Annotated in this window: 25 protein-coding genes and 1 pseudogene; 18 read left to right on the forward strand and 8 right to left on the reverse strand. The window is 59.1% G+C overall.

The annotated features are described in order from the left end of the window. Nucleotides 1-36: 36 nt before the first annotated feature. A complete protein-coding gene (locus OQZ28_RS14655) occupies nt 37-1716 on the reverse strand; it encodes a recombinase family protein (RefSeq protein WP_458136532.1) in 1680 nt (559 codons plus the stop codon). Nucleotides 1717-1729: 13 nt separating this feature from the next. After that, entirely contained in the window at nt 1730-1918 is a 189-nt protein-coding gene (locus OQZ28_RS14660; protein WP_458136533.1) for a hypothetical protein, read from the reverse strand. A 284-nt stretch (nt 1919-2202) separates the two neighbouring features. On the opposite strand from OQZ28_RS14660, the gene OQZ28_RS14665 reads away from it, so the two are divergent. After that, nucleotides 2203-3120, forward strand: a complete 918-nt coding sequence (locus OQZ28_RS14665; RefSeq protein ID WP_458136534.1) for a hypothetical protein — start codon at nt 2203-2205, stop codon at nt 3118-3120. 81 nt (nt 3121-3201) lie between these two features. Here the strand turns inward: OQZ28_RS14665 and OQZ28_RS14670 are convergent, their stop codons facing one another. Further along, the gene (locus OQZ28_RS14670) at nt 3202-3999 is read right to left on the reverse strand and encodes a TIGR02391 family protein (RefSeq protein WP_291501501.1); all 798 of its coding nucleotides are present in this window, start codon (nt 3997-3999) and stop codon (nt 3202-3204) included. Between the two features lie 315 nt (nt 4000-4314). On the opposite strand from OQZ28_RS14670, the gene OQZ28_RS14675 reads away from it, so the two are divergent. The 3 genes from OQZ28_RS14675 to OQZ28_RS14685 all read left to right on the forward strand — a co-directional run bounded on the left by OQZ28_RS14675 (nt 4315) and on the right by OQZ28_RS14685 (nt 6739). Then, nucleotides 4315-4995, forward strand: a complete 681-nt coding sequence (locus OQZ28_RS14675; protein ID WP_458136535.1) for a DNA methyltransferase — start codon at nt 4315-4317, stop codon at nt 4993-4995. Between the two features lie 358 nt (nt 4996-5353). Beyond that, nucleotides 5354-5770 carry a hypothetical protein gene (locus OQZ28_RS14680; protein ID WP_458136536.1) on the forward strand — a complete coding sequence of 139 codons (417 nt, stop codon included), beginning with the start codon at nt 5354-5356 and terminating at the stop codon, nt 5768-5770. 651 nt (nt 5771-6421) lie between these two features. After that, the gene (locus OQZ28_RS14685; RefSeq protein WP_458136537.1) at nt 6422-6739 is read left to right on the forward strand and encodes a DUF736 domain-containing protein; all 318 of its coding nucleotides are present in this window, start codon (nt 6422-6424) and stop codon (nt 6737-6739) included. Between the two features lie 56 nt (nt 6740-6795). Here OQZ28_RS14685 and OQZ28_RS14690 read toward each other — a convergent pair whose 3' ends face one another. Then, nucleotides 6796-7047, reverse strand: a complete 252-nt coding sequence (locus OQZ28_RS14690) for a helix-turn-helix domain-containing protein (RefSeq protein WP_289843744.1) — start codon at nt 7045-7047, stop codon at nt 6796-6798. Nucleotides 7048-7318: 271 nt separating this feature from the next. On the opposite strand from OQZ28_RS14690, the gene OQZ28_RS14695 reads away from it, so the two are divergent. The 9 genes from OQZ28_RS14695 to OQZ28_RS14735 all read left to right on the forward strand — a co-directional run bounded on the left by OQZ28_RS14695 (nt 7319) and on the right by OQZ28_RS14735 (nt 13700). Continuing rightward, complete coding sequence (locus OQZ28_RS14695) at nt 7319-7519, forward strand: transcriptional regulator domain-containing protein (protein WP_458136538.1); 201 nt, start codon at nt 7319-7321, stop codon at nt 7517-7519. 148 nt (nt 7520-7667) lie between these two features. Then, on the forward strand, nt 7668-8105 hold the full coding sequence (locus OQZ28_RS14700; RefSeq protein WP_458136539.1) for a DNA -binding domain-containing protein: 438 nt from the start codon (nt 7668-7670) through the stop codon (nt 8103-8105). A gap of 96 nt (nt 8106-8201) precedes the next feature. Then, nucleotides 8202-8498 (forward strand): helix-turn-helix transcriptional regulator, encoded by a 297-nt coding sequence (locus OQZ28_RS14705; protein WP_006560342.1) that lies wholly within the window; start codon nt 8202-8204, stop codon nt 8496-8498. Next, nucleotides 8495-9568 carry a replication initiator protein A gene (locus OQZ28_RS14710; RefSeq protein ID WP_458136540.1) on the forward strand — a complete coding sequence of 358 codons (1074 nt, stop codon included), beginning with the start codon at nt 8495-8497 and terminating at the stop codon, nt 9566-9568. Before OQZ28_RS14705 ends, OQZ28_RS14710 begins: the two co-directional genes overlap by 4 nt. Continuing rightward, nucleotides 9565-10053 (forward strand): DUF2840 domain-containing protein, encoded by a 489-nt coding sequence (locus tag OQZ28_RS14715; protein ID WP_458136541.1) that lies wholly within the window; start codon nt 9565-9567, stop codon nt 10051-10053. The genes OQZ28_RS14710 and OQZ28_RS14715 overlap by 4 nt, the downstream gene beginning before the upstream one ends. Beyond that, complete coding sequence (locus OQZ28_RS14720; RefSeq protein ID WP_039998471.1) at nt 10050-10676, forward strand: S26 family signal peptidase; 627 nt, start codon at nt 10050-10052, stop codon at nt 10674-10676. Before OQZ28_RS14715 ends, OQZ28_RS14720 begins: the two co-directional genes overlap by 4 nt. Before the next feature lie 58 nt (nt 10677-10734). Next, on the forward strand, nt 10735-11076 hold the full coding sequence (locus OQZ28_RS14725; RefSeq protein WP_007396840.1) for a DUF736 domain-containing protein: 342 nt from the start codon (nt 10735-10737) through the stop codon (nt 11074-11076). After that, nucleotides 11073-11768, forward strand: coding sequence for a lytic transglycosylase domain-containing protein (locus OQZ28_RS14730; RefSeq protein WP_458136542.1), 696 nt, complete (start codon nt 11073-11075; stop codon nt 11766-11768). The genes OQZ28_RS14725 and OQZ28_RS14730 overlap by 4 nt, the downstream gene beginning before the upstream one ends. 192 nt (nt 11769-11960) lie before the next feature. Then, nucleotides 11961-13700, forward strand: coding sequence for a relaxase/mobilization nuclease domain-containing protein (locus OQZ28_RS14735; RefSeq protein WP_458136543.1), 1740 nt, complete (start codon nt 11961-11963; stop codon nt 13698-13700). Between the two features lie 137 nt (nt 13701-13837). On the opposite strand, the gene OQZ28_RS14740 is transcribed toward OQZ28_RS14735, so the two are convergent. After that, nucleotides 13838-14386 carry a zinc-dependent alcohol dehydrogenase family protein gene (locus OQZ28_RS14740; RefSeq protein ID WP_458136544.1) on the reverse strand — a complete coding sequence of 183 codons (549 nt, stop codon included), beginning with the start codon at nt 14384-14386 and terminating at the stop codon, nt 13838-13840. A 296-nt stretch (nt 14387-14682) separates the two neighbouring features. Between OQZ28_RS14740 and OQZ28_RS14745 the strand changes: the two genes are divergently transcribed. The 3 genes and pseudogenes from OQZ28_RS14745 to OQZ28_RS14755 all read left to right on the forward strand — a co-directional run bounded on the left by OQZ28_RS14745 (nt 14683) and on the right by OQZ28_RS14755 (nt 17005). After that, entirely contained in the window at nt 14683-14919 is a 237-nt protein-coding gene (locus OQZ28_RS14745) for a hypothetical protein (RefSeq protein WP_458136545.1), read from the forward strand. A gap of 50 nt (nt 14920-14969) precedes the next feature. Next, the gene (locus tag OQZ28_RS14750; protein ID WP_458136546.1) at nt 14970-16031 is read left to right on the forward strand and encodes a GTP pyrophosphokinase; all 1062 of its coding nucleotides are present in this window, start codon (nt 14970-14972) and stop codon (nt 16029-16031) included. Nucleotides 16032-16174: 143 nt separating this feature from the next. Continuing rightward, nucleotides 16175-17005, forward strand: a pseudogene (locus tag OQZ28_RS14755) (IS5 family transposase). A 286-nt stretch (nt 17006-17291) separates the two neighbouring features. Here the strand turns inward: OQZ28_RS14755 and OQZ28_RS14760 are convergent. From OQZ28_RS14760 to OQZ28_RS14770, 3 genes are all read right to left on the reverse strand, one after another. Then, entirely contained in the window at nt 17292-18221 is a 930-nt protein-coding gene (locus OQZ28_RS14760) for an HNH endonuclease (RefSeq protein ID WP_458136547.1), read from the reverse strand. 201 nt (nt 18222-18422) lie between these two features. Further along, nucleotides 18423-18734, reverse strand: coding sequence for a CcdB family protein (locus OQZ28_RS14765; protein ID WP_217421681.1), 312 nt, complete (start codon nt 18732-18734; stop codon nt 18423-18425). Nucleotides 18735-18738: 4 nt separating this feature from the next. After that, nucleotides 18739-19008, reverse strand: coding sequence for a type II toxin-antitoxin system CcdA family antitoxin (locus OQZ28_RS14770; protein WP_458136548.1), 270 nt, complete (start codon nt 19006-19008; stop codon nt 18739-18741). 172 nt (nt 19009-19180) lie between these two features. Between OQZ28_RS14770 and OQZ28_RS14775 the strand changes: the two genes are divergently transcribed. Beyond that, nucleotides 19181-21181: a conjugal transfer protein TraG gene (locus OQZ28_RS14775; RefSeq protein WP_458136549.1), complete on the forward strand. Its 2001-nt coding sequence runs from the start codon at nt 19181-19183 to the stop codon at nt 21179-21181. A 7-nt stretch (nt 21182-21188) separates the two neighbouring features. After that, nucleotides 21189-21620 (forward strand): CopG family transcriptional regulator, encoded by a 432-nt coding sequence (locus OQZ28_RS14780; RefSeq protein ID WP_458136550.1) that lies wholly within the window; start codon nt 21189-21191, stop codon nt 21618-21620. Nucleotides 21621-21696: the final 76 nt, after the last annotated feature.

The following is a 21696-nucleotide window of genomic DNA, read 5'->3' on the forward strand; positions in this document are numbered from 1 at the left end:
GAATTTCGTGGCAGGGCGTAGCTCTTGCCTACAAACTCATAACCTGAAGGCCGCAGGTTCAAATCCTGCCCCCGCAACCATCTGAACTTGCGATGCCAACGCATCACGAACCCCAGTCCGGAAACGGACTGGGGTTTTTGTTTGTCCGCCCGACGCCACCGTCAGGATGCCGGCAAGATCGCCCCGGACATCGATCTGCAGTCCCTTGTCGGATGGCGTCAGGATGATTGCCTCGATCAGCGAGCGGATCACCTCGGCCGCCTCCTGGCGTTTCTCGTCCAGTTCGGAATGCAGCATGTCATGCAGCCGCGCGAGCTGCCGGTGGTAGAATTCCGCCATCTGGGGATGGAGCAGGGGCGGGGGCGCCTCGGTTGTCGCGAGGAAGTCCTTGAGTTCTGTCTTGCGGGCTTCGAGCTTTGATCCGCGTTCCTTGACCGTTTCGATCGAGATGGCTTCCGAGAGGTAGAGATCCATCAGCCGCTGGATGTCGCGCTCAACCCGCTTCAGTTCTGATTCCGCTGCGCCGATGTCGGCTGACGCCTCCATGCGCAGCCGGTTCATCTCGGTGGTGAACGCGGTGCAGAACTCGGCGAACAGGTCCGGGTCCATGAGATGGTGACGCAGGGCGTCGAGAACGCGCCGCTCCAGTTCCTCGCGGCGCATATTGGTCCGGTTGTCGCAGGTGCCCTTGTTGCGGGCCGTCGAGCAGCCCAGAAGTGCGCCGGAGATCATGGAATACCCGCCACCGCAGCAGCCACATTTGCTCAGGCCGGAGAACAAATAGCGGGGACGACGTTTCTCACGGAAATGATCGGGCGATGACGTGTCACGTGTGTCGCGGCTGGCGCTGACGCTGGCCTGCCGCGCCTTGACCGCGTCCCATAATTCCTGATCGACGATTCGCAGGTCCGGCACCTCCTGAATCACCCATTCGGCTTCCGGATTGGGGCGGCCCTGGCGCTTGCCGGTATCGGGATCCTTGATGAAACGCTGCCGGTTCCACACCAGCCTCCCCACGTACATCTCATTATTGAGGATACCGGTGCCGCGCGCCCGGTTGCCGTTGATCGTCGAGAAGCCCCAGGCACCGCTGCCAGGGGCAGGGATGCCTTCGTCATTGAGGCGGAAGGCGATGGCGCGCGGTCCCAGCCCAGCTGCGAAGTCGCGGAAGATGCGACGGACCACATCCGCCTCGTGCGGGTTGATGGTCCGGTCGCCCCGGATCGGCTCGCCATTGGTGTCGAGCTTACGCACGACATCATAACCATAGGCGTTGCCGCCGCCGGACTTGCCCAGTTCCACGCGCCCCCGCAGGCCGCGATGCGTCTTCTCGGCCAGGTCTTTCAGGAACAGGGCGTTCATCGTGCCCTTGAGGCCGACATGCAGGTGGGAGACTTCGCCCTCGGAGAGCGTGACGATCCGCACACCGGCATAGTTCATGCGCTTGAAGACGCCAGCGATGTCCTCCTGGTCGCGGGAAAGGCGGTCCATCGCCTCGGCCAGTACGATCGCAAAGCGCCCGCGCTGTGCGTCCGCGATCAGCGCCTGGATGCCGGGCCGCATTAAAGACGCGCCCGAGATGGCGTGATCGGTATACTCCTCGACGATGGTCCAGCCCTGTTTTTCCGCGTGGGTACGGCAGACCCGAAGCTGGTCGGCGATCGAGGCATCGCGCTGGTTATCGGAGGAATAGCGGGCGTAGAGCGCGACCTTCATGACGAGGCATCCCTTACGGTCCGGAGCGGCGGCGCTGCTCCTGTTGCTGCGACCGGAACCAGTCCCGTGCCGCACGACGGGCCATGAGGCGGACCAGCGCTACCAGGCGCGGGTCGGGGGCATTGGGCCTCAGGACGAGCCGTAATTCGGGCTCGGGCAGCCGATACGCCGGGGCAATGAACTGGCTGGGTCTGTCCGTCATCGTCGCTCTCTTCCGACCGCAAGGCAAGGAAAACAGACACACGATCCGGACAGATGACTGTTATTTCAATGGAAATACGCAATATGGAAAGTCGCGCTTGTGCGTGTTCCAGCGTACGGAATCGTAGTTATGGGTAGTCCCGGATACAGGCGCGTCGTACAAATACTGGTGTATGGCGGTGGCACGGAGAGAAAATTTGAACCCCTTCTGCTTTGGCCTGTCCATCGTAAATGATTTTGGAAGATTAGGACCGCCTGATATTGTGGTAGATGGGGGAGGGACACATGTACTACCAATGGTCTTTTTGCGAGTTGGCTGGTCCAATGTTCTCAGGTCATGAGGACCGTGAAATTATGGAAGACCTCAAGCTTCGGTCGCTGCCACCTGAGGATATTTTCTGCTTTCCTCTCGTTGACATTTGGCGTGCGCGTGTATGGAATTTGCTGAGTGACTACGTTACCGCTGATGTGAAAGCGGCATTCGTTCAAATGTCTCCTGAATGGATTGCGTCCGACGATCTCAGTTGGCTGGATGACCTGATCTTCGATGTTACTGGCAAAATATGTCAGACGAAGGATCTACTCGGCAGTCGCTTACGCCAAGAATATCGTGCTTTCCGAGTTGGGCACGCGACAAGAACGAACGATTTGTCATCCTTCTATAAACATGGATTGCGCTTTCTCAGGGCGGGAGAAATAGAGGATCGTGCGCGATCAATTTTTCTTAATGGCCAGTCGCTAGATGCGACAGAGGACCGGCTTCAGAAGGCTATCGACGACCTTCATGCGCGTGACACACCAGGCGGCCGGGAAGGCCATCTTTACTTCTGCGCAAACGAGCGCAGTCTTATCACACGATCTGGTGGTTCCGGCCACTATCTCATCTATGGCAGCGAATATCTTTATTGCTTGGGCATGCGCATGGCCAGTACTTGGGAGACCAAGAGGTTATTAAAAGGGATAGGGCGACCGACAATGTTCGTCTGCGATATACCGATGGCGTTCATACCTGCCTCGACGTTGCAGGAATTCGCTGGGATAATCATCGCTCATCTTTTTTGTGAGCTTGTCGATGAGCTGAATTCGGATGCTCTACACTCCAGCGCAGGGTCTGCTTTAAGTCTTGCTGTGGATATCTCTGCTGACCATATTGTTGGCCATTACCATCCGCAAAAGATCTACGACCCATTGTGGTCGGCATAACAAACGGCCAAGAGATAAATATTCGCGCGGTATTTTGTGAGGCGATACTTCTTCTGTTGGGGAAGTTGGGCCATTTAGAGCTTAAATTCTAGGTGGCATATGCGCGGTGTCCAAACGACGATGAATCAGGGAAACCATGGTGAGCAGGTCCTCTGCATCTTCCTTCGACATGGACCAGTGGATCCGTGCCTCGTGTGCGGTGGGGTTGCGGAACATCCCGAACGTACCGCGCACCAAATTGGCAAATCCGCTCTGTTCGCTACGCTCGCTTGCAGTCGCCCGTGTATTGATCGCTAGAAGGGGAGGGTTGCCACCAAGCACACGATCCACCAGAACTGCGCCGTCGTCCGTCAGGCCAGTACGATTACGCATTTTATCTGCGACACTTTTCACGGCTTCCTGGACCGCGTGGAAATAATTGTCGGCGAGAAGTTCGCTTCGGCAAAATGCCAGCACGTCCGGGTGCAGACCTCGCCCTTCAAGGTCAGCTCTCAGCTCTCGTGCGCGACGTTGGGCTTCGGGCAAAGTCTGAGCGGCTTCTGTAGTGGTGAGCGTGCCACTCTGATCGACCACCAGTCCAGAAAATGCCAGAGCCCGATTTAGCAAGGCTCTCATTGGCTCATATCGTTGAGGTTCACGGCTGTAACGCGCTGGCTTCATCGCAAGGCGGATGAACTCCAGAACATTCGTTCGATTTTGCTTACGGTTCTGACAGTCGACGAAAGCATTGTAGATGCGGATGCGTTTCGTCAGTGGGCCGGGGTCAACCATCTTGCTGGATACGAGGAGGTGTTGGATTTCAGAACCTGAAAGGCCGTCGGTCGTATCGCCTAGGGCATCCGCGATAGCTTCTAATTGATCTTGAGAGAAAAGAGCCATGTTCAACCTTATAGATCACAGGCAGTGGGTGGTCCGATAATAGATTCTGCATTTGTGCAATAATTTCGTTAAATCGTAATGGGTTATGTAATGTAGCACAAACTTAAACGTCATCGAACTGACGATCCTAAAACAATAGAGAAGACTTGGGGCGCTGCCCCCGGCGCACTTCGCAACGTCTTCCGCCCAGCTTCCTTCGCTGCGCTCCGTGCAGCCGGTTCCCCGCGAAGCCGTCACTCCGTTTGCACCCCCGCTGCTCGCCGCGAGGCAGAGGAACAGCGGGGGCTGTTCCTCGCGGAACAAAGGGCAAAGACCATGACCGGCAACACCACCACGGCAACCGATTCCCGCAACACAATCCTCAACGGCGACAGTGTGCAGCTTATGCGCGCACTCCCCCGTAATTCGGTGGATTTCATCCTGACAGACCCGCCTTACCTTGTGAATTATCAGGGCAGGGACGGACGGAAGGTGCGCAACGACGACAATGCGCGCTGGCTCCGGCCCGCCTTCAACCAGATGCACCGTGTGCTGAAATGGGGCGGCTTTGCCGTTTCGTTCTATGGCTGGAACCGCATAGATTTATTCGCCGATGCCTGGAAGGCGGCGGGGTTCCGCATGGTCGGGCATATCGTCTTTCGCAAGTCCTATTCGTCATCTTCCCGGTTTCTCCGGTATGAACACGAAAGCGCCTATCTGCTGGCCAAGGGCAACGTGACACTGCCCGCAAAGCCCATCCCGGACGTGATCGACATGCCCTATTCGGGAAACAAGCTGCACCCGACGCAAAAGCCGGTGGCGGCACTCCTTCCCTTGGTGGAAGCCTTCTGCCCAGTAAGTGGGCTTGTCCTGGACCCGTTCGCCGGCTCGGGTTCGTCGCTGGTCGCGGCGCAGCATGTGGGGCGTGATTGGCTCGGTATGGAACTGGACCCGGACCACGCCGCGACGGCAATCCGCCGGCTGGCTTGGCACGGGACGGGGAGGGTGGCGGCGTAAGCTGCCCCCTTCTTCACCTCACCGAATGGCCGGAAAATCGCGCCGGTCCCGATGGACCGGCGGCGGGGCGCGCCGCTGCCCGGCGCGTGCGGCGCTCGCCAGCGGGGCCGGCTCGCAAATGGCCTAGCCGGAAAGACGGCATTTCTGGTACCGGGGCCGCAACGCTACCTGGGCAACGCGCCGCGTCCACGGCGCGAGCGGAAGGCGCCAACAGGTGGCACCTCGGTCATAGTCGGTGCGCTCCGCGCGCTGTCCTGATCGTGAAAACAGATCCAGAAACCCCACGTCTATTTGATGGATATTCCTGAATCGTTGCGGCATGTGTGTGGTGTTCCCCCTCGAGGAAAGGACGCGATCCATGCTGCTCGGTCTCGGTATTATCCTCGGCTTTGCCAGTATCGGCTTCCTGTGCTGGCTTCTGTTTCTCTGCGCGGTGTATGCCGCGCCTCTGTTCGTGGCGGCGATGGTCTGCACCATGCTCTACGACCATGCCATGATGTCCGGCGCCCATGCTATCCTCGCGGGCATCGCCGCCGGGATCGTGGTGCTGGCGACCGGTCAGGCGATCCTCGCCTCCTCGCGCGATCCCGCCCTGCGGGTTTCCGTGTCCGCGCTGCTCGCCCTGCCAGCCGCGCTGGCGGGATTTGGCATGACGCTGGGTTTCAGTGGTGTGGGCGATATGGGCACTATCCCGGCCCACCTTTTCGCGACCTTCGGGGCGCTGTGCGTCGGCGGGGCGGCGTGGACACGGCTCTGTGCCATCCAGCCCGCGTAAGTTGCCGGTGGCAGGATCCCTGATCCGCGACCGGGTCAAGAAGGTCAGCGTGGGGCGGTCAGTCCCCGTTGCGCGAGTACGGGCGGACCAGGGTTCAGGATAGGCAGCGCCTTCCTTTCAGCGAGAGATGCCCGGCACAGTCCCAACCGGAGTAAAACGGCGACCAGCTTCGGTGCGGAAAACGCATGTCGTTCTGCCGGCGTGACTGGCGGTCTGGCGTCAACGTCCGGTCTGTCGAGCAGGAAGGACAGGGAACATGGTGCCAGCCAGTGGGTTATCCCGGCGACGGATACTGTTCGGTCTGTATTCTGTCTGGAAACGGATATTCCCCCGACAACCCGCGCCCCTGTCATGGAACACGACGGACTGACCTGTCTCTCCATAGAGCTGACGGCGCCGCACACCATGGCCTCTCGATATGGCCGATCTGCCCGAAGACCGGCTTCGCCTCGCCCGGCTATGGCGCAACGGCGTCCCGCAACTTTCTTCCCCTGGGCTGCGCCCATTCCTCGCGCATCAACAAAGTTGCGGTCCTGCCGTCCTCCGCGTTGCTCCGGCCTGCACGCAGGTGCGCCGCCGGCCGTCTCCGGGCTGACAATGGCCATCGAGGCCGTGGTGGTCGCGGCCCGATACAAGCCAGGAGACAGGACAATGATCATCGGTTCTTTCAAAAAGGTCGGCGAGGGGTACGAAGGCGAAATCGTCACCCTGACACAGAAAATCCGGGGTATCCGCTTCGTGCCCGAAGCCAACCGGGCCAGCGACAATGTTCCCAACTTCCGGGTCCAGATCGGCAAACTCGAAGCCGGGGCCGCCTGGATCAAGCACACCACGGACTGGCGCGAATATCTCAGCGTGAAGCTGGACGATCCGACCCTTCCCGGTCCGATCTTCGCCAGCCTCTTCGAAGAGGAAGATGGCGCCTACAACCTGGTCTGGAGCCGCCAGCGCCCGCGTAACGGGGACTGACCACCCCACACTGGCCCTTCCCGGCGCAGCCGGGAAGGGCTTTCTTCACCGGCGGGTTATGGCTTCCCGCCGGTCGGTGCCGCTTCTGTCGCGACAACGTGGCTTTCATCCAGTAACGCCGCCGGCCGCACGCCCAGCGCCTGCGACGCATGCCACAGCGAGAGCAGCGTCGCGTTCTGGCGCCCGGTCTCGATCCAGCTGATATAGGCGCGGTCCACGCCCATCCGTTCCGCCAGAGCCTCCTGGCTGAGACCGGCGGCGCGTCGCAGGCGCCTCACGTTCGCGCCGAAAAGTCCTCGGATGTCCATCCGCAGGATAGGAACGATTTGTGTATTATCGCGCTACGTATTATAATACACGGAACGTCAAACGCCTTCTCCCGTGATGCGCTATGGGCATCACATGATGTCGCGGAAACCGACGTTTCCGGCCCGTCTGGCGTGCATCTACCCCCGATATAGAAATAATCACGAGCCCACAGGATATTTTCGGGATCACCTTCCTGAGTCTTCGGGACTACCCGTTTCGGTCCTGCACCGGATACTGGCTCGAATCTATGACATATCGGGGGAGGAGGGCGTGCCGACAATCCGGCCGTGGGATGCCGCACCCCTTCGTCGCGCCTACGCCGGGCTCGACCCTGCCGGTCTCGCCCAGGAATGGCTGCGGCACAACCCGGCCTACCGGCGCGACCATGCAACAACCATGACGACGGGCAAGACTGACGCCGAGGCATGGCGTGCTTTCGCCCGTCGCTGGGGGTTGCGTTTTCCCTGTTGATCCTGATCTCCCCGCCTGGCTTGCTCCCGCGTTCTGGGATCCGGACATCGCGCCGGAGGTCGCCGTGCGTGGCGATGGGGGTGACATTCTGCTTCGGCTGGCACCGTATGTCCGTGTACGACACGATGGTCCCGATGGTATCCATCTCGTGCTGGACAGCGCAGCGGGTCCGCTGCGCATTGTCATAGTCGTCGATCGGCAGCCCGATGCACCAGGAACCTGGTTCATCATCGATGATAGGCACCTCACGACCCGTCTGGCCTGCATCGCGCGCTTCGGCCGCCTGCTTGCCGGCCAGGCGCCCGGTCCTCTTCCCTCCACCTTGCACCTGAGTCCACAACAGAAACTCCGTCAGGTTCGCATGCTCTGCATCGCAGAAGGCCGGCGCATGGGCGTGGCGACACGCGGGATCGCAGCCGGCATCTACGGCGAGCGCATCCTGCACCTGTCTCGCAATGAATGGCGTGCCAGTTCATGGCACCGGGCTTTCTACCGCGATCTCGACGGTGCCGCGTTCTACCAGAACGGCGGCCACCCCCCCCTCCTTCAGGGGCTGAAGCAGGGGGGTGACAGTCTGGCGGCCTGAACTTTGTCATCCCTCCCCACAGCTCATTCTCCGGCAGCGTCCTCTCATGAGCCGCGACATTCCGCACGCGGCCCGCTCCAACGGGAGGAAGACTCCATGCGTGTCCAGCCGACACTGCCACCGCGCTATCTGCGCACCCCGGACGCAGCCAATTTCGTTGGCCTGTCCATCCGTACCCTTGAAAAACACCGGAGTTGCGGCACCGGTCCGCTCTACCGCCAGCTTGGCGGCCGGATCGTCTATGCCGTGGAAGACCTCTGCGCCTGGGCCGATCTGAACGTCCGGCTTTCCACGGGTGACGGTGGCGGCATCCCGATGCCGTCCGATCCCCGCGCCTATATCATCCGTTTGCAGGCCAGGGCTCGCAAGGCGCAGCGGAGTGCCGGACGATGATGCCGGCCGCCGATAGCTGGCGTCGGCCCGATCGCCGCTTCATGGTCACGGGGTCGGCACGGCCCCGCGATATTCGCGATCTGATGGGACGTCCGTTCTTCGCGCTGGGGCACATAGCGCGCCTTGAACCCCTTCGCTACCGTTCGCGTCAGATGGAGATCGTTGTCGAAGCCTCGGCTCCTCTGGGCATGGCGACCATCCGGGACGCCGATGTCCTGCTCTGGCTGACCGGCCAGATCGTCGATGCCCTCAACCACGATCTGTGGGTGTCGCGCCATGTGCGCTTTACCCCGTGGCGGCTGTTCCAGGATCTGGGATGGGCTGACGGCACCCACCAGTATCGCCGGCTTTATGGCGCCCTCGCGCGTCTGGCGGAAACGCGCGTCACCACCAGCCTGCGGCAGGGGCCGGAGTGGCGCGAGAAGCCGTTCGCCTGGATCAGTGACGTCCGGATTTCCCGTGAGGACGGGGTAGCCCTGACCCTACCGGACTGGCTCATGGAGATGGCCTGTGATCGCTCCCATGTCCTGAGCGTCGATCCCGCCTATTTCCGGCTTTATGGCGGCCTGGAGCGGTGGCTTTACCGTCTGGCCCGACGCCATGCCGGTCGGCAGAAAGACGGGTGGCGTTTCGATCTTCGTGATCTTCATGCCCGGTCCGGCACCCTTTCTCCCTGGCGGAATTTCGTGATCGACGTCGCCGGCATTGCCCGTCGCCAGGTCGTCCCAGGTTACGACTGCAAGGTCATTTATGGCGGAAAACAGCCAGTCCTGCGTATCTCCCCAACGGTATTACCCACCGGTTCTGTGGATAACCGTGTGAATTCTACCGTTGGTCAGGATGCGGATCATACCATTGCTCACGGTGCGGAAATACCGTTGCTGACGGTGCAGAAAACGTCGCAATGTATTGTTTTCAAAAGCGGAATCAGTCCCGTAACTTATATAACTAATATAATAACTTATTATGTAGGGGATTCCGGTCTTTCGGTTTCCCTTCCGGCTGCCCGGTCGGGGTATGGAGAAAAGGCTCGGGAAGCGGTCGCGGATCGCATGGTCGGTGTCCCATGACCGCGCGCTCTTTCCGGCCGGACGACGTTGTCCTCACCACGGTCGAACTGACCTGGATCGAGAAGCACATCGAGCACTGGGTCCGCTTCGGCCGTCCCGTCGAGGATCGCATTCTCGACCGTCGGCGCAGGCTCATGAGCTTCACGCCGAACAGCGTGTTCGCGTTCATCCGCTGGGCCGCGAACGATTTCGGGACCGTCGTGTCCTGCATCGACATCGTGCGCGCCGTCGGGGCGCAGGAAGCATGCCAGACCGTGCCCTTTGTTCGTCCCGGCGGCGAGAGCCTGCTGCGCCAGAGCGGCTGGCCAAAAGTGCGCCGGGTGCTGGAGGCTATCGACGGCGTGGAGGCGTTGGGGATCGATCCTGTCGCCGCCTGTCCCGATCACTGGCGGCATCTGCATCACCGGCTCACGGCGGCGCAGGAGCCGCGTCCCTACACGTCAGAGCGCCACGAGGCGTGGCTGCGCCGGAGGGCGGCGTCATGACCCGGCGCGGCTGGTTTTTCACCACGTATTTCGCCGTGCTCGGCGTCGGTGCCTCGCTGGCGTTTCATCCCGCGCCACGCTGGGTCTGGAACGAAACGGCGAGTGTTCCGGTCGGGCTGTATCGCATCCAGCCCACGGTCCCGGTGCGCGTAGGTGACATCGTCGCCATCCGCCTGCCGGAGCGCGAGGCGACGCTGCTGGCGACACGCGGCTACCTGCCTTTCGGCGTGCCGCTGCTAAAGCCTGTGGCAGCACTGGCGGGGCAGAGTGTCTGCCGTAACGGCGCGCATGTCACCATCGACGGAAAGGCCGTCGGTGATGCGAAACCCATCGACCATCGGGGCCGGGTGCTGCCGGTCTGGCAGGGCTGTCAACGTCTCGGGCCGGGGCAGGTCTTCGTCATGAACGCTGCCGTGCCAACCAGTCTGGACGGGCGGTATTTCGGTGTCCTGCCGATGGACACCGTCATCGGACGCGCCGTGCCGGTGCATGTCAGGACGGGAGAGGCGGAGCCGCCGCCGCATTTCGATCCCCTCCCGGAACCGGATGATCCCGCGCGGAAGGGACTGCTTCTGGCTCCGCCCATGCTGCCCGCGAAAGAGAGCGAACCGCCCATCCAATGACGGTGACGTGGTCGTCGGATTTTCCGTCATTCCCACTCTGTCTGAAAGGATTTTTCCCATGAGCCAGATCGGATTTTTCACCCGCACCGCTGATGGTTTTGCCGGACGCGTGCGCACCCTGTCGCTGGATGCTGAACTGACCTTCGTGCCAGCGGAAAACAATGGCGCGGAGCATGCTCCGGATTATCGTATTCACCTGGGTGACGGGGATACTGGCCCCGAGCTGGGCGCGGGATGGAAACGCACCGGGGAACGTGCCGGCGAGTATGTTTCTGTGCTCCTGGACGATCCCACTTTCATGCAGCCGATCCGCGCCACACTGTTCCAGGCCGGACGTGGTGGCCGCGAGTGGCAACTGGTCTGGAACCGGCCTGCAAAACGCCCAGGAGGCCGGGAATGAGCGCCCGGTTTTTTATGTCCGCCGGCGTGCTGGCCGTGCTCGCGCTAACGCTCTCGCCGACCATCGCCCACGCGCAGGATTTCGACGATCTGGTGCGTCAGGCGGCGGAACGGAACGCGATCCCGCCAGCGTGGGTGCGGGCAGTCCTCCGTGCCGAAAGTGCTGGCGATCGGCACGCGGTCTCCGGCGCCGGTGCGATGGGGCTGATGCAACTCATGCCGGACACATGGAAGGATGTCCGGCGAACGCTCAATCTGGGGGCCGATCCTTTCGATCCGCACGACAATATTGCGGCTGGTGCAGCCTATCTGCGATGGCTGCACGACCGCTACGGCGATGCAGGATTTCTCGCTGCCTACAACGCCGGTCCCGGTCGTTATGACGATCATCTGGCGACTGGTCGACCTTTGCCTGCCGAGACGGTTTCCTATGTCGCGTCTGTCGCCCGGCTGATCGATAACTCGTCGTTCAGCGTGCAATTTTCTATCCCGTTTTCCATCGCTCCGGCGCGTGACCGGACCGCTGCCACGCTCTTCATTTCCGGCAATGAAAGTGCGTTTCCATCGTCCTCTCAAGGAATTTTTTTAAGCCGATCCGGGCGGGGGAGTTTCACTCCGTCCGCGCTCTTCGCAGGTCATGTCCGCAGCATGCCCGGAGTGGGTTCGACACAGGGGTCGGAGCAGAGGAAGTGAATCACGAAAACTCCGGAAAAGGAGTGAAAAAGTTAGGGCTGGATAAAAGGCCGCACATCGCGGCCCGGTTGGGGGGCTGTTTTCCGGGGTTTTTGAACTCTTGTCGCGAGGTGCGTGGATTTCCCGCACCTCGCGACAAGGTGTTATCTCTTTGATCTGGCGCGATTTTTTGCGTGGTGCAGGACATTTTTCATGAACAGAGATGAAGAATTCCGGGTTCGGCTAGGGCGCATCCGCTCCACCCGCGCCCGGCAGGCGCGGCCTTTCGTGACGCAGGTGCTGGCGTCGGTGCAGCGGGCCGGTGGCAGGGTCTCCCGCGTGGGGAAAATCAATGCCGGGCGTCGCTCTACCTTCGGGCGTGGGAGGGCCGGCGCCCATGCCGCCAATCGCCTGCTGACTAGCCGTTCACGGGGCGTCGTGATCAAGGCCCGCGTCGTGCGACACGCGCCGCGTGCCACGCCACTGGCGGCACACCTCCGTTACCTGCGTCGAGAGGGCGTGACGCGGGACGGAGAGGATGCACATCTGTTCGGGAAGGATAGCGATAACATCCGCGCTTCGGACTTCGCGGAACGCTGCGATGAGGACCGCCATCATTTCCGCTTTATCATCTCGCCCGAGGATGCGCCGGAGATGTCGGACCTGCGGGCCTTCGCGCGGGATCTGATGGGGCAGATGGAATCTGATCTCGGCACGAAACTCGACTGGGTCGCCGTCGGTCACTGGAACACCGCACACCCGCATCTGCACGTTATCGTCCGGGGCGTCGTCGAGGACGGTTCCGACCTAGTGATCGCACGCGATTACATCCGCGAGGGCATGCGCGCCCGAGCCCAGGATCTGGTGACGCTGGAACTCGGACCGCGCACGGATCATGATATCCACCAGGCGGTTGAACGACAGGTGAACGCTGACCGCTGGACTCAGCTCGACCGTCAGCTTCAAAAGGATGCGGGGGAGAATGGTGTAATCGATTTCGGGCGCGTGCCCGGCGACAAGCCGGATGCTTTCGCCACGGTGAAGCTGGCTCGCCTGCGCCGTCTGGAAACGATGGGACTGGCGCACCAGGTCGGGCCGGATCGCTGGCGGATGGACGAGAGCGCGGAGGCGACGTTGAGGGAGATCAGCGAGCGCAACGACATCATCAAACGGATCCATCGGGGGCTGGCGGAACAGAGGATCGACCGCACCGCGTCATCCTGGGTAATGGCCGCCGAGGATACCACCGATCCCGTCATCGGTCGGCTGGTCGATCGTGGCCTCGACGATGAGCTACGTGGCACGGCCTATGCCGTCGTCGACGGAATTGACGGACGCACGCATCATGTCCGTCTGCCGCACCTCGACGCCGCTGGCGATGGATCGGTCGGTTCGATCGTGGAATTGCGGCGTTTTACCGACAAACAGGGACGTAACCGGGTCGCTCTGGCCGTGCGTTCGGACGTCACGCTGGAGCGGCAGGTGACGGCGGGGGGCGCTACCTGGCTCGACCGGCAGGCCATCGCGCGGGAACCTCTTACTCTGGCGTCCACTGGGTTCGGCGCCGATGTCAAAGAGGCGATGGAAAAGCGGATGGACCATCTGGTGGAGCAAGGGCTGGCCAGTCGCGACGGCGGGGGTATCCGCTATGCTAGGAACCTGATCGCCACGCTGCGTCAGCGGGAGCTGGAAACGCTGGGCCGGAGCCTCGCCGTGACATCAGGGATGCCGTTGCGATGGAGCGGAGAGGGCGATCCCGTTACCGGCACCTATCGCCAGCGTTTCAACCTGGCGTCGGGCCGGTTCGCGATGATCGATGACGGGCTGGGCTTTGAGCTGGTGCCCTGGTCGCCGTCTCTGGAAAAACAGCGAGGGCGGGAGGTGTCGGGCATCATGCGTGGCGATGGGGGTATCGACTGGTCGTTCGCGCGCAAACGGGGACTGGGTCTATGACCGAGTTGGGGGGGGGTAAACGGAAGGTCCGCTTGCGGCTTATCCAAAGACGGAACCGGGCTCGCCCGACTACCAAAATCATGCCAGGACAGTCGCTATGCTGTTGGAGCGATATGACAGAACCATCATCGCGAGGGTCAGTCCGAGAGGGTAATGACGATTTTCCCGACATGGCTGCCAGTCATGAGATGTTCAAATGCCTCCCTTGCCCGAGCAAAGGGAAACACACTGTCGATCACAGGCTTTACGCCGGACGCGGTCCATGCACGGACGAGGTCTTCCAACATCGGTCTGTCACCCACAGCTACAGAACGGACGACTGCACCGTTGCTATTGAGATGGAAGTAGTCAATTTCCGGATTGTTACTACTTAGAAACCCGACCAGCACAACCTCTCCACCCCACCGAACAGCATCGAGAGACTGATTGATCGTCGCAGGACCACCGACTTCAACGACACAATCCACGCCTGTTCCACCGGTGATGTCATCTTTGATGTAGCGGCCCCAGCTCGGAATATCCCTGTAATTTACAATATGCTCCACCCCCAATTCCTTCAGCCAGTCGGCCTTTTCCGCACTGGACGTCGTTGAGATCATGGTCGCTCCCACGGCTTTGGCAAGCTGCACCGCAAATATCGAAACTCCGCCTGTTCCAAGAGTCAGGACTGTCTGTCCGGCTCGCATGGGGGCACTGCCCGAAAGCGCGTTTCAGGCCGTTACTGCAGCACATGGCAGTATGGCTCCTTCCTCGAACGAAATTTTCTTAGGCTCAGGACCTGTTAATTTATTGAACTGAGTGGGTTGTTGTGATTCACAGGTTTACCGATGAAGGCGATGGAGGTTACCTGGCGCGTGCTGGCGGGTATTCATCGCCAAACAAATGCAAAAGCCGGCCGTATCTCGCCTTTTGTGTTGAGTGCCACCGGCAAAACGCCCGTTTCTGGGTTCTCTGTGGCCACCAGCGGCTTAAAGCCCTAATTATGCTGGAACGGGCAGAGTATAAGGCGGAGGGCCTGAAAATTGGGCCGCATGTGGCTGATAGGGTGCTGAACCATATTGAAGGCACCATTAGCGGCGTAGGTGCCGTTTACCAGCGCAGCGAGTTTCTGCGGGAATGTGCAGAGGCACTGGATGGTTGGGCGGTGTATGTGTTGAACGTGGTGAATGGGATGGGATTCAAACCCACGGCAGAGCATGTGGTGCGCTTGCAAAGATAAGGGAAAACCTGTTTAAGTATCAGATACTCTTTTAAGATCAGGAATATTTTATGACATTCGATAGCAATGAAGAATTTCTGGAAAAAGAAATTCCAAAATATAATCATTTAAAAAAATCTTGTATTTCGATTATAGAGCGGCTTTTGCATATAAATAATATTGAATATTTGAATGTGAGTGGAAGAGTAAAAGATAAAAAATCCGCGTTGGAAAAAGTAGAAAGGAAAAAGTATACAGATATAGAAAAACAGATGACTGATTTATGTGGTGTGCGAATTATTGTTTTTTTTGAATCTGATATAAAAAAAATAATCGATATGATTAGAGGAGCTTTTGAGATTGATGAGGATAATAGCCTAGATCAGACTTCGAAGCTTGGTAACGATAAGATAGGATATAGGTCGGTTCATTTTGTTTGTACTTTAGGAAAAAGGCGAGGGGATTCACCCGAGTACAAAGGGTTGGTTGATCTAAAATTTGAATTACAAATTAGAACCGTATTGCAACATGCATGGGCTGAATTAGCGCATGATAGAACTTATAAATTCAATTCTGGTTTGCCATCGGATATTAGTAGAAAAATCAATTTATATGCAGGACTTTTAGAAATAGCCGATTTGGGGTTTAATGAAATTATTAATGATATCAATAATTACTCAGATAAGATAAGTAAAGAAACGGCAGAAAATTTATCTAAAGAAGAAATAAATAGTATTACTTTAACTAAGTTTTTTCTAGATTTTTGTTCGAGGAATAATTTCGATTATTCAAAATCAAATTTAAATATGTTCAAATCAAATTCTATGCCGATAATAAATGAATTAAAAAGTTTCGGTATTTTTAATATTGATGAATTAAATAATATTTTTACGGAAGAATTCATTAATTATTTTAATTCTATTGTGATTGAGGAAAGCAATACAAAGGAAGTTTATATATACGGCCTAATCAGATGTATTTTAATGTATTCTGATATAGATAAGTACTTTAGATTATGTAATCCTGACTGGTCGGCTATAAGTAAAAGATTTTTGAATATACTATATAAAAAATATGGAAAAGAAAAAGTTATGAACGTTATTCATGAAAATGGCAAGAGTGTAAAAAAATAAATACTTTTATTCAATATCTTGCTCTAGGCTCAGGACCCATTGATTTTGTAGGGCTGGGCCCGATCTAGTGTCTGACCGAAAATGAGTTGAGTGATTTCAGCGGGTTATGATTCATGGGTTTGTGAGAACCTGATGAGATCAAGATGGCTTGGACTGAAATCGCCCGCGCGCACTATCGCCGGGACGACCTGGAATATGCAAGCGACCTTCGCGATGCGGAGTGGGCGCTGATTGCGCCTCTGATGCCCGAGAGGAAACGACTGGGAAGACCACGACGTACGGATTTGCGCCGGGTCATGGAGGCGATCCTTTATATCGTCACTACGGGTTGCTAGTGGCGACAATTGCCTCGTAACTTTCCCGCTTTCACGACCGTGCAGGGTTATTTCTGCCGTTGGATCCGCGAGGGATGATGGGAAGCGATGAACCATATTCTCGCGATCCTGTCGCGTGAGCAGGACGGGCGAGACGCCACGCCTTCGGTAGGCATTATTGACAGCCAGTCGGTTAAAACTGCTGACAACGGCGGTCCACGCGGTTATGACGCAGGCAAGAAGATCAGGGGCCGCAAGCGGCATATCACGACCGACACGCAGGGTCATGTCGTGGCAGCCGTCGTGCATCCCGCCGACATTCAGGATCGTGACGGTGCGCCGCTGGTAGCGACCAGAATACGCTCATTATTCCCCTGGCTTCGCCACCTGATCAGTGACGGCGGGTATGCTGGCGAGAAGTTGCGTAATGCGCTGGCTGAACTCGGCCGATGGACGATCGAAATAGTCAAGCGTAGCGATCGGGCCGAAGGCTTCGTCGTCCTGCCCAAACGCTGGATCGTGGAGCGCAGCTTTGCATGGCTCGGACGCTGTCGTCGCCTCACGAAGGATGTCGAGGCAACACTCTCGTCATCCCGCGCTTGGTTGATGATCGCCCATATCCGCAGAGTTCTGCGGAAAATCAATCAAACCGCTTTCTGATTCAGGCTCTAAGACGCGCAGCTAAAGCATCCGATGCATAGCCGTTCAACGATCGCAAGGCAGGTCCGGTTTCGGGAACATGCTCATGGGCATGTAGCGTCGGGAATGAGGCGGATTCTGCCTGTCTGCTTATGCATCGAGCGGACAGGCTGTCCGGAGAAGCGAACCGTCGTTTATTGGGCAGCGAGAGAGACAATCGGCCATCCGTAATGTCGATGTCCGTGACATAGCTACGCTGCCTAGACCTTGGTCAATTGGCAGTCGAGACGTATTGCCGAACCCCTCATTAGCCTTTAAAAATTGCCTCTCTGTGCTGCGCTAGATAGGTTGTCTGTGCATTCGTAAATGCGCCGACGTTAATAATGTTATCCAAGCCCCAAGCCGACCAAACTTCAGGCGGTAGCATGGCTGATTTCAGTAACGTTCCATCATTGGCAAAGCTAATCAGACCACGGTCAAACAATCGATCAACATGTGGCGACAACAGCAGGCCATTGCAGCCATCCAGTTTTTCCTGATCAGTGCAGTCACGCCAGGGTTTAATATGACTTGCAATCAGAAAACGTGGATCTGATACACCAGTTATACGACACCGTCTTTCGTTCAGTCGTACATTGGCCTTAAACACGCCTTGCCCGCGGCGAGCTAGAACCAATTGCTGTTTTTGAGTCTCGCCAATATCTGTGCGTCCCATCACGGCCGTTTGTGCCTGTTCGTCTGCAACTTCACCTGCTTCGTCAACTGGTTCTGTCGCCACGATCTTCGAGACAGAAAGACCCATTTTGCCTAGCAACACTTGGGCAAATTCTTCCGAGACTTCGGTAAGGTACACGCCCTGGTTGCCATTGCCGTTAGGCTGCAGCGGCGCATACTTAGTGGCTAAGTGAGGTGTTAACTCATCGATAAAGTCCTTGGGCCGTACGGGCCTCTCAGTGACCTCAAACTCAACCGGTACTAACCAACCCTCGTCGCTCCATTGGTCGCCTACACGACCCAACTCGGGCTTGCTCGCGGACTCAACAGGTCCCTGTGCAATGCCTACGGCTTTAATTTGTGTGTCGCAAAACGATAACACCAAGTCGCCCAGCTGCACTTCGGTCATCGTGTCATAAAAATGGTTGCGACCGCCATCTTTCCGGCGTTTGGGCGACCACAGGAACCCGCCTTCGATTTCTTGTTTGTAGGTTTGGTTTTGATTAACCCACCAATATCGCATGTTCACTTTGTGCTTTCGTATTGTATCCCGAGTGGGTATAGATAGTTCCAAAAATCGAGTATTCGCTACCGCCCAGTTCAAGATCAGCAATTTGTCGCTGTATGTTCATTAGCTTCATCATTTACCCTTAACTGCCGAATCTTACTGATCATGTGTGCCTTGCCCACCGTAGATGGGGGCCAAGCGGAAGCCGCACCTCCATCATGCCCTACTGACCAGTTCGTCCAGCGCCCTGATGATCATGTCCTGATCGCGTTCGGACAGGACGCCGACGGCGGCTCCAAGTCGCGTAGCAGGGACGGTCGCCAGATCGAAAGGATTGGCGAAGACGTCCTCTCCTTCGACATGCAGATGTGGCGTCAGCGGATGATCCGGTGGCGCGCTGGCAGACCGTCTGACGAGCGGCATGACGACGCGGCCCATGCTGCGCTCCAGGCGGCTGCTCTGGATCTGAACCACGAACGGAATGTCCCGGTTTCGACCGGGGTTTCGGTAGATCGCGAATTGCGGCATCGGATCAGAGCGTCGAGAATTCGTCGCTCAGGAAACCGTGCCGCGCGTGCAGATCGTTCACCGCGTCGATCACGCCGTCGAGCTTGCGCTGTTCGTCCTCGCGTTGCTGACGCGCGGATTGCAGGTAGTCGCCCAGCAGGGTCTCGACCGTTGCCGATAGATTGGGCGTCACTTCCCGGACCTGCGCCAGCAGATCGGTGTTGAGCGACAGATTGACCGGGCGGCGGGGAGCGTTCCGGTCATAGGAAACGCCGAGGTTGGTACGGCTGGGCATGATCCGACTCCTTATGCGCATGTCGTGCGCATAAGATGAGGATGCCGACACCAGACCGCAACATGCAAGTATTTCTTCGCTCCTGCCCGCTACGGTACGATGGGTGCCGGATCGTGCTTGCACGCCAGAAATCCCGGTTCTTCGCTGTCTCCCATGACAAGGGGAGGGATCGATGGACCAGCCGGGAACACGCATCCAGTGGGGACAGGCGCTGCTGGTCCTGTCCATGATCGTGCTGTCCTGGTGGACAGCGACGCAGTGGACAGCCTGGGAGCTAGCGTTCCAGCCGGAACTCGGCCGCCCGTGGTTTACGGTCCTGCATCGCTGGCCGGTCTATGCCCCGCCACTGTTCTTCTGGTGGTGGTACGAGTTCGACGCCTACGCGCCAGCGGTCTTCGCGCGTGGCGCCTGGATCGCGGGTTCGGGCGGGGTGCTGGCCTTTGCCGCCGCAGTGGCGCTGTCCGTCCATCGTGCCCGCGAGGCGAAGCGCGCGGCGACCTATGGCTCCGCCCGCTGGGCCGAGGACGCGGAAATCCGCGCGGCGGGGCTGCTGGGCGAGGATGGCGTCGTGCTGGGCAAATACCGCCGGGCCTATCTCCGACACGATGGCCCCGAGCACGTCCTGACCTTCGCGCCGACGCGTACGGGTAAGGGTGTGGGCATGGTGATCCCCACGCTCCTGACCTGGCCGGGTTCGGCCATCATCCATGACATCAAGGGCGAGAACTGGCAGATCACCGCCGGTTTCCGGAATCGCTTTGGGCGGGTGCTGCTGTTCGACCCCACCAATCCGGCGTCCTCGGCCTACAACCCGCTGCTGGAGGTGCGGCGCGGGGCGTCGGAAGTTCGTGACGTGCAGAACATCGCCGACATCCTGGTCGATCCCGAGGGTTCGCTGGAGCGGCGCAACCACTGGGAGAAAACCTCCCATGCGCTGTTGGTGGGCGCGATCCTGCATGTGCTCTATGCCGAGGACGACAAGACCCTCGCCGGGGTGGCGAAATTCCTCTCCGACCCCAAGCGGTCGATCGAGGCGACCCTGTCCGCCATGATGCGCACGAACCATCTAGACAGGAAGGGGCCACATCCCGTCGTAGCGTCTGCTGCGCGAGAACTGCTGAACAAATCGGACAACGAGCGCTCCGGCGTGCTGTCCACCGCCATGTCGTTCCTCGGCCTCTACCGCGATCCGGTGGTGGCCACCGTGACCAGTCGCTGCGAATGGCGGATCGGCGACCTGCTGGAGGGCGACCAGCCTGTCTCCCTGTATTTCGTCATCCCGCCGTCGGATATCAGCCGCACCAAGCCTCTGATCCGCCTGATCCTCAACCAGATCGGGCGGCGGCTGACGGAGGATCTGTCCGGCCGGGAGGGGCGGCGTCGCCTGCTGCTGATGCTCGACGAATTTCCCGCCCTCGGCAGGCTCGACTTCTTCGAGAGTGCCCTGGCCTTCATGGCGGGCTATGGGATCAAGGCGTTCCTGATCGCGCAATCCCTCAACCAGATCGACAAGGCTTACGGCCAGAACAACAGCATCCTGGACAACTGTCACGTCCGGGTCAGTTTTGCCACGAACGATGAACGCACCGCGAAGCGTGTGTCCGACGGTCTGGGTGTGGCCACCGAGATCCGCTCGCAGAAGAACTATGCCGGGCACCGGCTGTCGCCCTGGCTCGGGCATCTCATGGTCTCGCGTCAGGAGAGCGCGCGGCCCCTGATGACGGTGGGGGAGGTAATGCAGATCCCGGCACGGGAGGAAGTGGTCATGGTGGCGGGGTGTCCACCGATCCGCGTACGGAAAGCGCGGTATTTCCGGGATCGCCGCTTCGTCGAGCGCGTCCTGCCACCGCCTGATCCGGCGCAGTTGCCACGGCCCATCAGGCCCGATGACTGGAGTGACCGCCCACCTCCTGCCCCGCCTTCGCCGGAGCAGACGACGTCATCGGTAGCGCCCGACAAACCCGATGATGCCGATAGTGATGAATCCCTCGGCACGGGGCGGAAATGGTCGCGCGAGCATGACCCGGCGGATGCCGACAAACGCAAGCGGCGTGCGGCACCTGACCTCTTTGGCGAGGAACTGCCACCGGATCCGGAAGCACGGGACCGCGCGGATCTGACGCGGATTGCCCGGCAGGCCGGGCTCGACCGTGGCAACGATCTGGGGCTGTGAGGGCGTGATGAGGACATCCCCAAAGAAGGCGCGGCTGTCGGTCTATCTGGAACCGAAGCTGCTGGACGCCCTGACCGCCCACGCGGCACGGCGCGATCTGTCCCTGTCCCTGGTGGCGGAGGCCGCCATCGCATCCTTCCTGTCACCCGATGCTGATGAACGGCGGGAGGCGGCGATGAGCCGCAGGCTGGACCGCCTTGACCGGCAGGTCGCCCGCATGGAGCGCGATCTCGGGATCAGTCTTGAGACGCTGGCTCTGTTCATCCGCTACTGGATGACGGTCAGCCCGCCCTTGCCGGAACCGGCCGCAGCCGCCGCGCGGGCGCAGGGGGCGGAACGCTATGAGGCGTTCGTGGCTGCGCTTGGACGGCGACTCAGCCGAGGGCCGTTCTTCCGGCAGGAGATTCCCGACGATGTGTCTCCCACATCGGAATCCTGATCCCGCGATCCGCAAGTAAAAACCGCATCCGTTACGATCCTGTACGATCGCAGGAAAATGCTGTTGAAAACGGGAG

The sequence above is a fragment of the Komagataeibacter sp. NFXK3 genome (assembly GCF_054182245.1).

Excerpts from the sequence above, each read along its gene's own strand:
- OQZ28_RS14715 (WP_458136541.1), top strand. The coding sequence starts at position 9,565 with ATGACCGCGCGCTCTTTCCGGCCGGACGACGTTGTCCTCACCACGGTC.
- OQZ28_RS14665 (WP_458136534.1), top strand. The coding sequence starts at position 2,203 with ATGTACTACCAATGGTCTTTTTGCGAGTTGGCTGGTCCAATGTTCTCA.
- OQZ28_RS14770 (WP_458136548.1), bottom strand. The coding sequence starts at position 19,008 with ATGCCCAGCCGTACCAACCTCGGCGTTTCCTATGACCGGAACGCTCCC.
- OQZ28_RS14780 (WP_458136550.1), top strand. The coding sequence starts at position 21,189 with ATGAGGACATCCCCAAAGAAGGCGCGGCTGTCGGTCTATCTGGAACCG.
- OQZ28_RS14765 (WP_217421681.1), bottom strand. The coding sequence starts at position 18,734 with ATGCCGCAATTCGCGATCTACCGAAACCCCGGTCGAAACCGGGACATT.
- OQZ28_RS14690 (WP_289843744.1), bottom strand. The coding sequence starts at position 7,047 with ATGGACATCCGAGGACTTTTCGGCGCGAACGTGAGGCGCCTGCGACGC.
- OQZ28_RS14740 (WP_458136544.1), bottom strand. The coding sequence starts at position 14,386 with ATGCGAGCCGGACAGACAGTCCTGACTCTTGGAACAGGCGGAGTTTCG.
- OQZ28_RS14685 (WP_458136537.1), top strand. The coding sequence starts at position 6,422 with ATGATCATCGGTTCTTTCAAAAAGGTCGGCGAGGGGTACGAAGGCGAA.
- OQZ28_RS14655 (WP_458136532.1), bottom strand. The coding sequence starts at position 1,716 with ATGAAGGTCGCGCTCTACGCCCGCTATTCCTCCGATAACCAGCGCGAT.
- OQZ28_RS14775 (WP_458136549.1), top strand. The coding sequence starts at position 19,181 with ATGGACCAGCCGGGAACACGCATCCAGTGGGGACAGGCGCTGCTGGTC.
- OQZ28_RS14660 (WP_458136533.1), bottom strand. The coding sequence starts at position 1,918 with ATGACGGACAGACCCAGCCAGTTCATTGCCCCGGCGTATCGGCTGCCC.
- OQZ28_RS14725 (WP_007396840.1), top strand. The coding sequence starts at position 10,735 with ATGAGCCAGATCGGATTTTTCACCCGCACCGCTGATGGTTTTGCCGGA.
- OQZ28_RS14705 (WP_006560342.1), top strand. The coding sequence starts at position 8,202 with ATGCGTGTCCAGCCGACACTGCCACCGCGCTATCTGCGCACCCCGGAC.
- OQZ28_RS14710 (WP_458136540.1), top strand. The coding sequence starts at position 8,495 with ATGATGCCGGCCGCCGATAGCTGGCGTCGGCCCGATCGCCGCTTCATG.
- OQZ28_RS14750 (WP_458136546.1), top strand. The coding sequence starts at position 14,970 with ATGACATTCGATAGCAATGAAGAATTTCTGGAAAAAGAAATTCCAAAA.
- OQZ28_RS14675 (WP_458136535.1), top strand. The coding sequence starts at position 4,315 with ATGACCGGCAACACCACCACGGCAACCGATTCCCGCAACACAATCCTC.
- OQZ28_RS14760 (WP_458136547.1), bottom strand. The coding sequence starts at position 18,221 with ATGCGATATTGGTGGGTTAATCAAAACCAAACCTACAAACAAGAAATC.
- OQZ28_RS14730 (WP_458136542.1), top strand. The coding sequence starts at position 11,073 with ATGAGCGCCCGGTTTTTTATGTCCGCCGGCGTGCTGGCCGTGCTCGCG.
- OQZ28_RS14735 (WP_458136543.1), top strand. The coding sequence starts at position 11,961 with ATGAACAGAGATGAAGAATTCCGGGTTCGGCTAGGGCGCATCCGCTCC.
- OQZ28_RS14745 (WP_458136545.1), top strand. The coding sequence starts at position 14,683 with ATGCTGGAACGGGCAGAGTATAAGGCGGAGGGCCTGAAAATTGGGCCG.
- OQZ28_RS14680 (WP_458136536.1), top strand. The coding sequence starts at position 5,354 with ATGCTGCTCGGTCTCGGTATTATCCTCGGCTTTGCCAGTATCGGCTTC.
- OQZ28_RS14720 (WP_039998471.1), top strand. The coding sequence starts at position 10,050 with ATGACCCGGCGCGGCTGGTTTTTCACCACGTATTTCGCCGTGCTCGGC.
- OQZ28_RS14670 (WP_291501501.1), bottom strand. The coding sequence starts at position 3,999 with ATGGCTCTTTTCTCTCAAGATCAATTAGAAGCTATCGCGGATGCCCTA.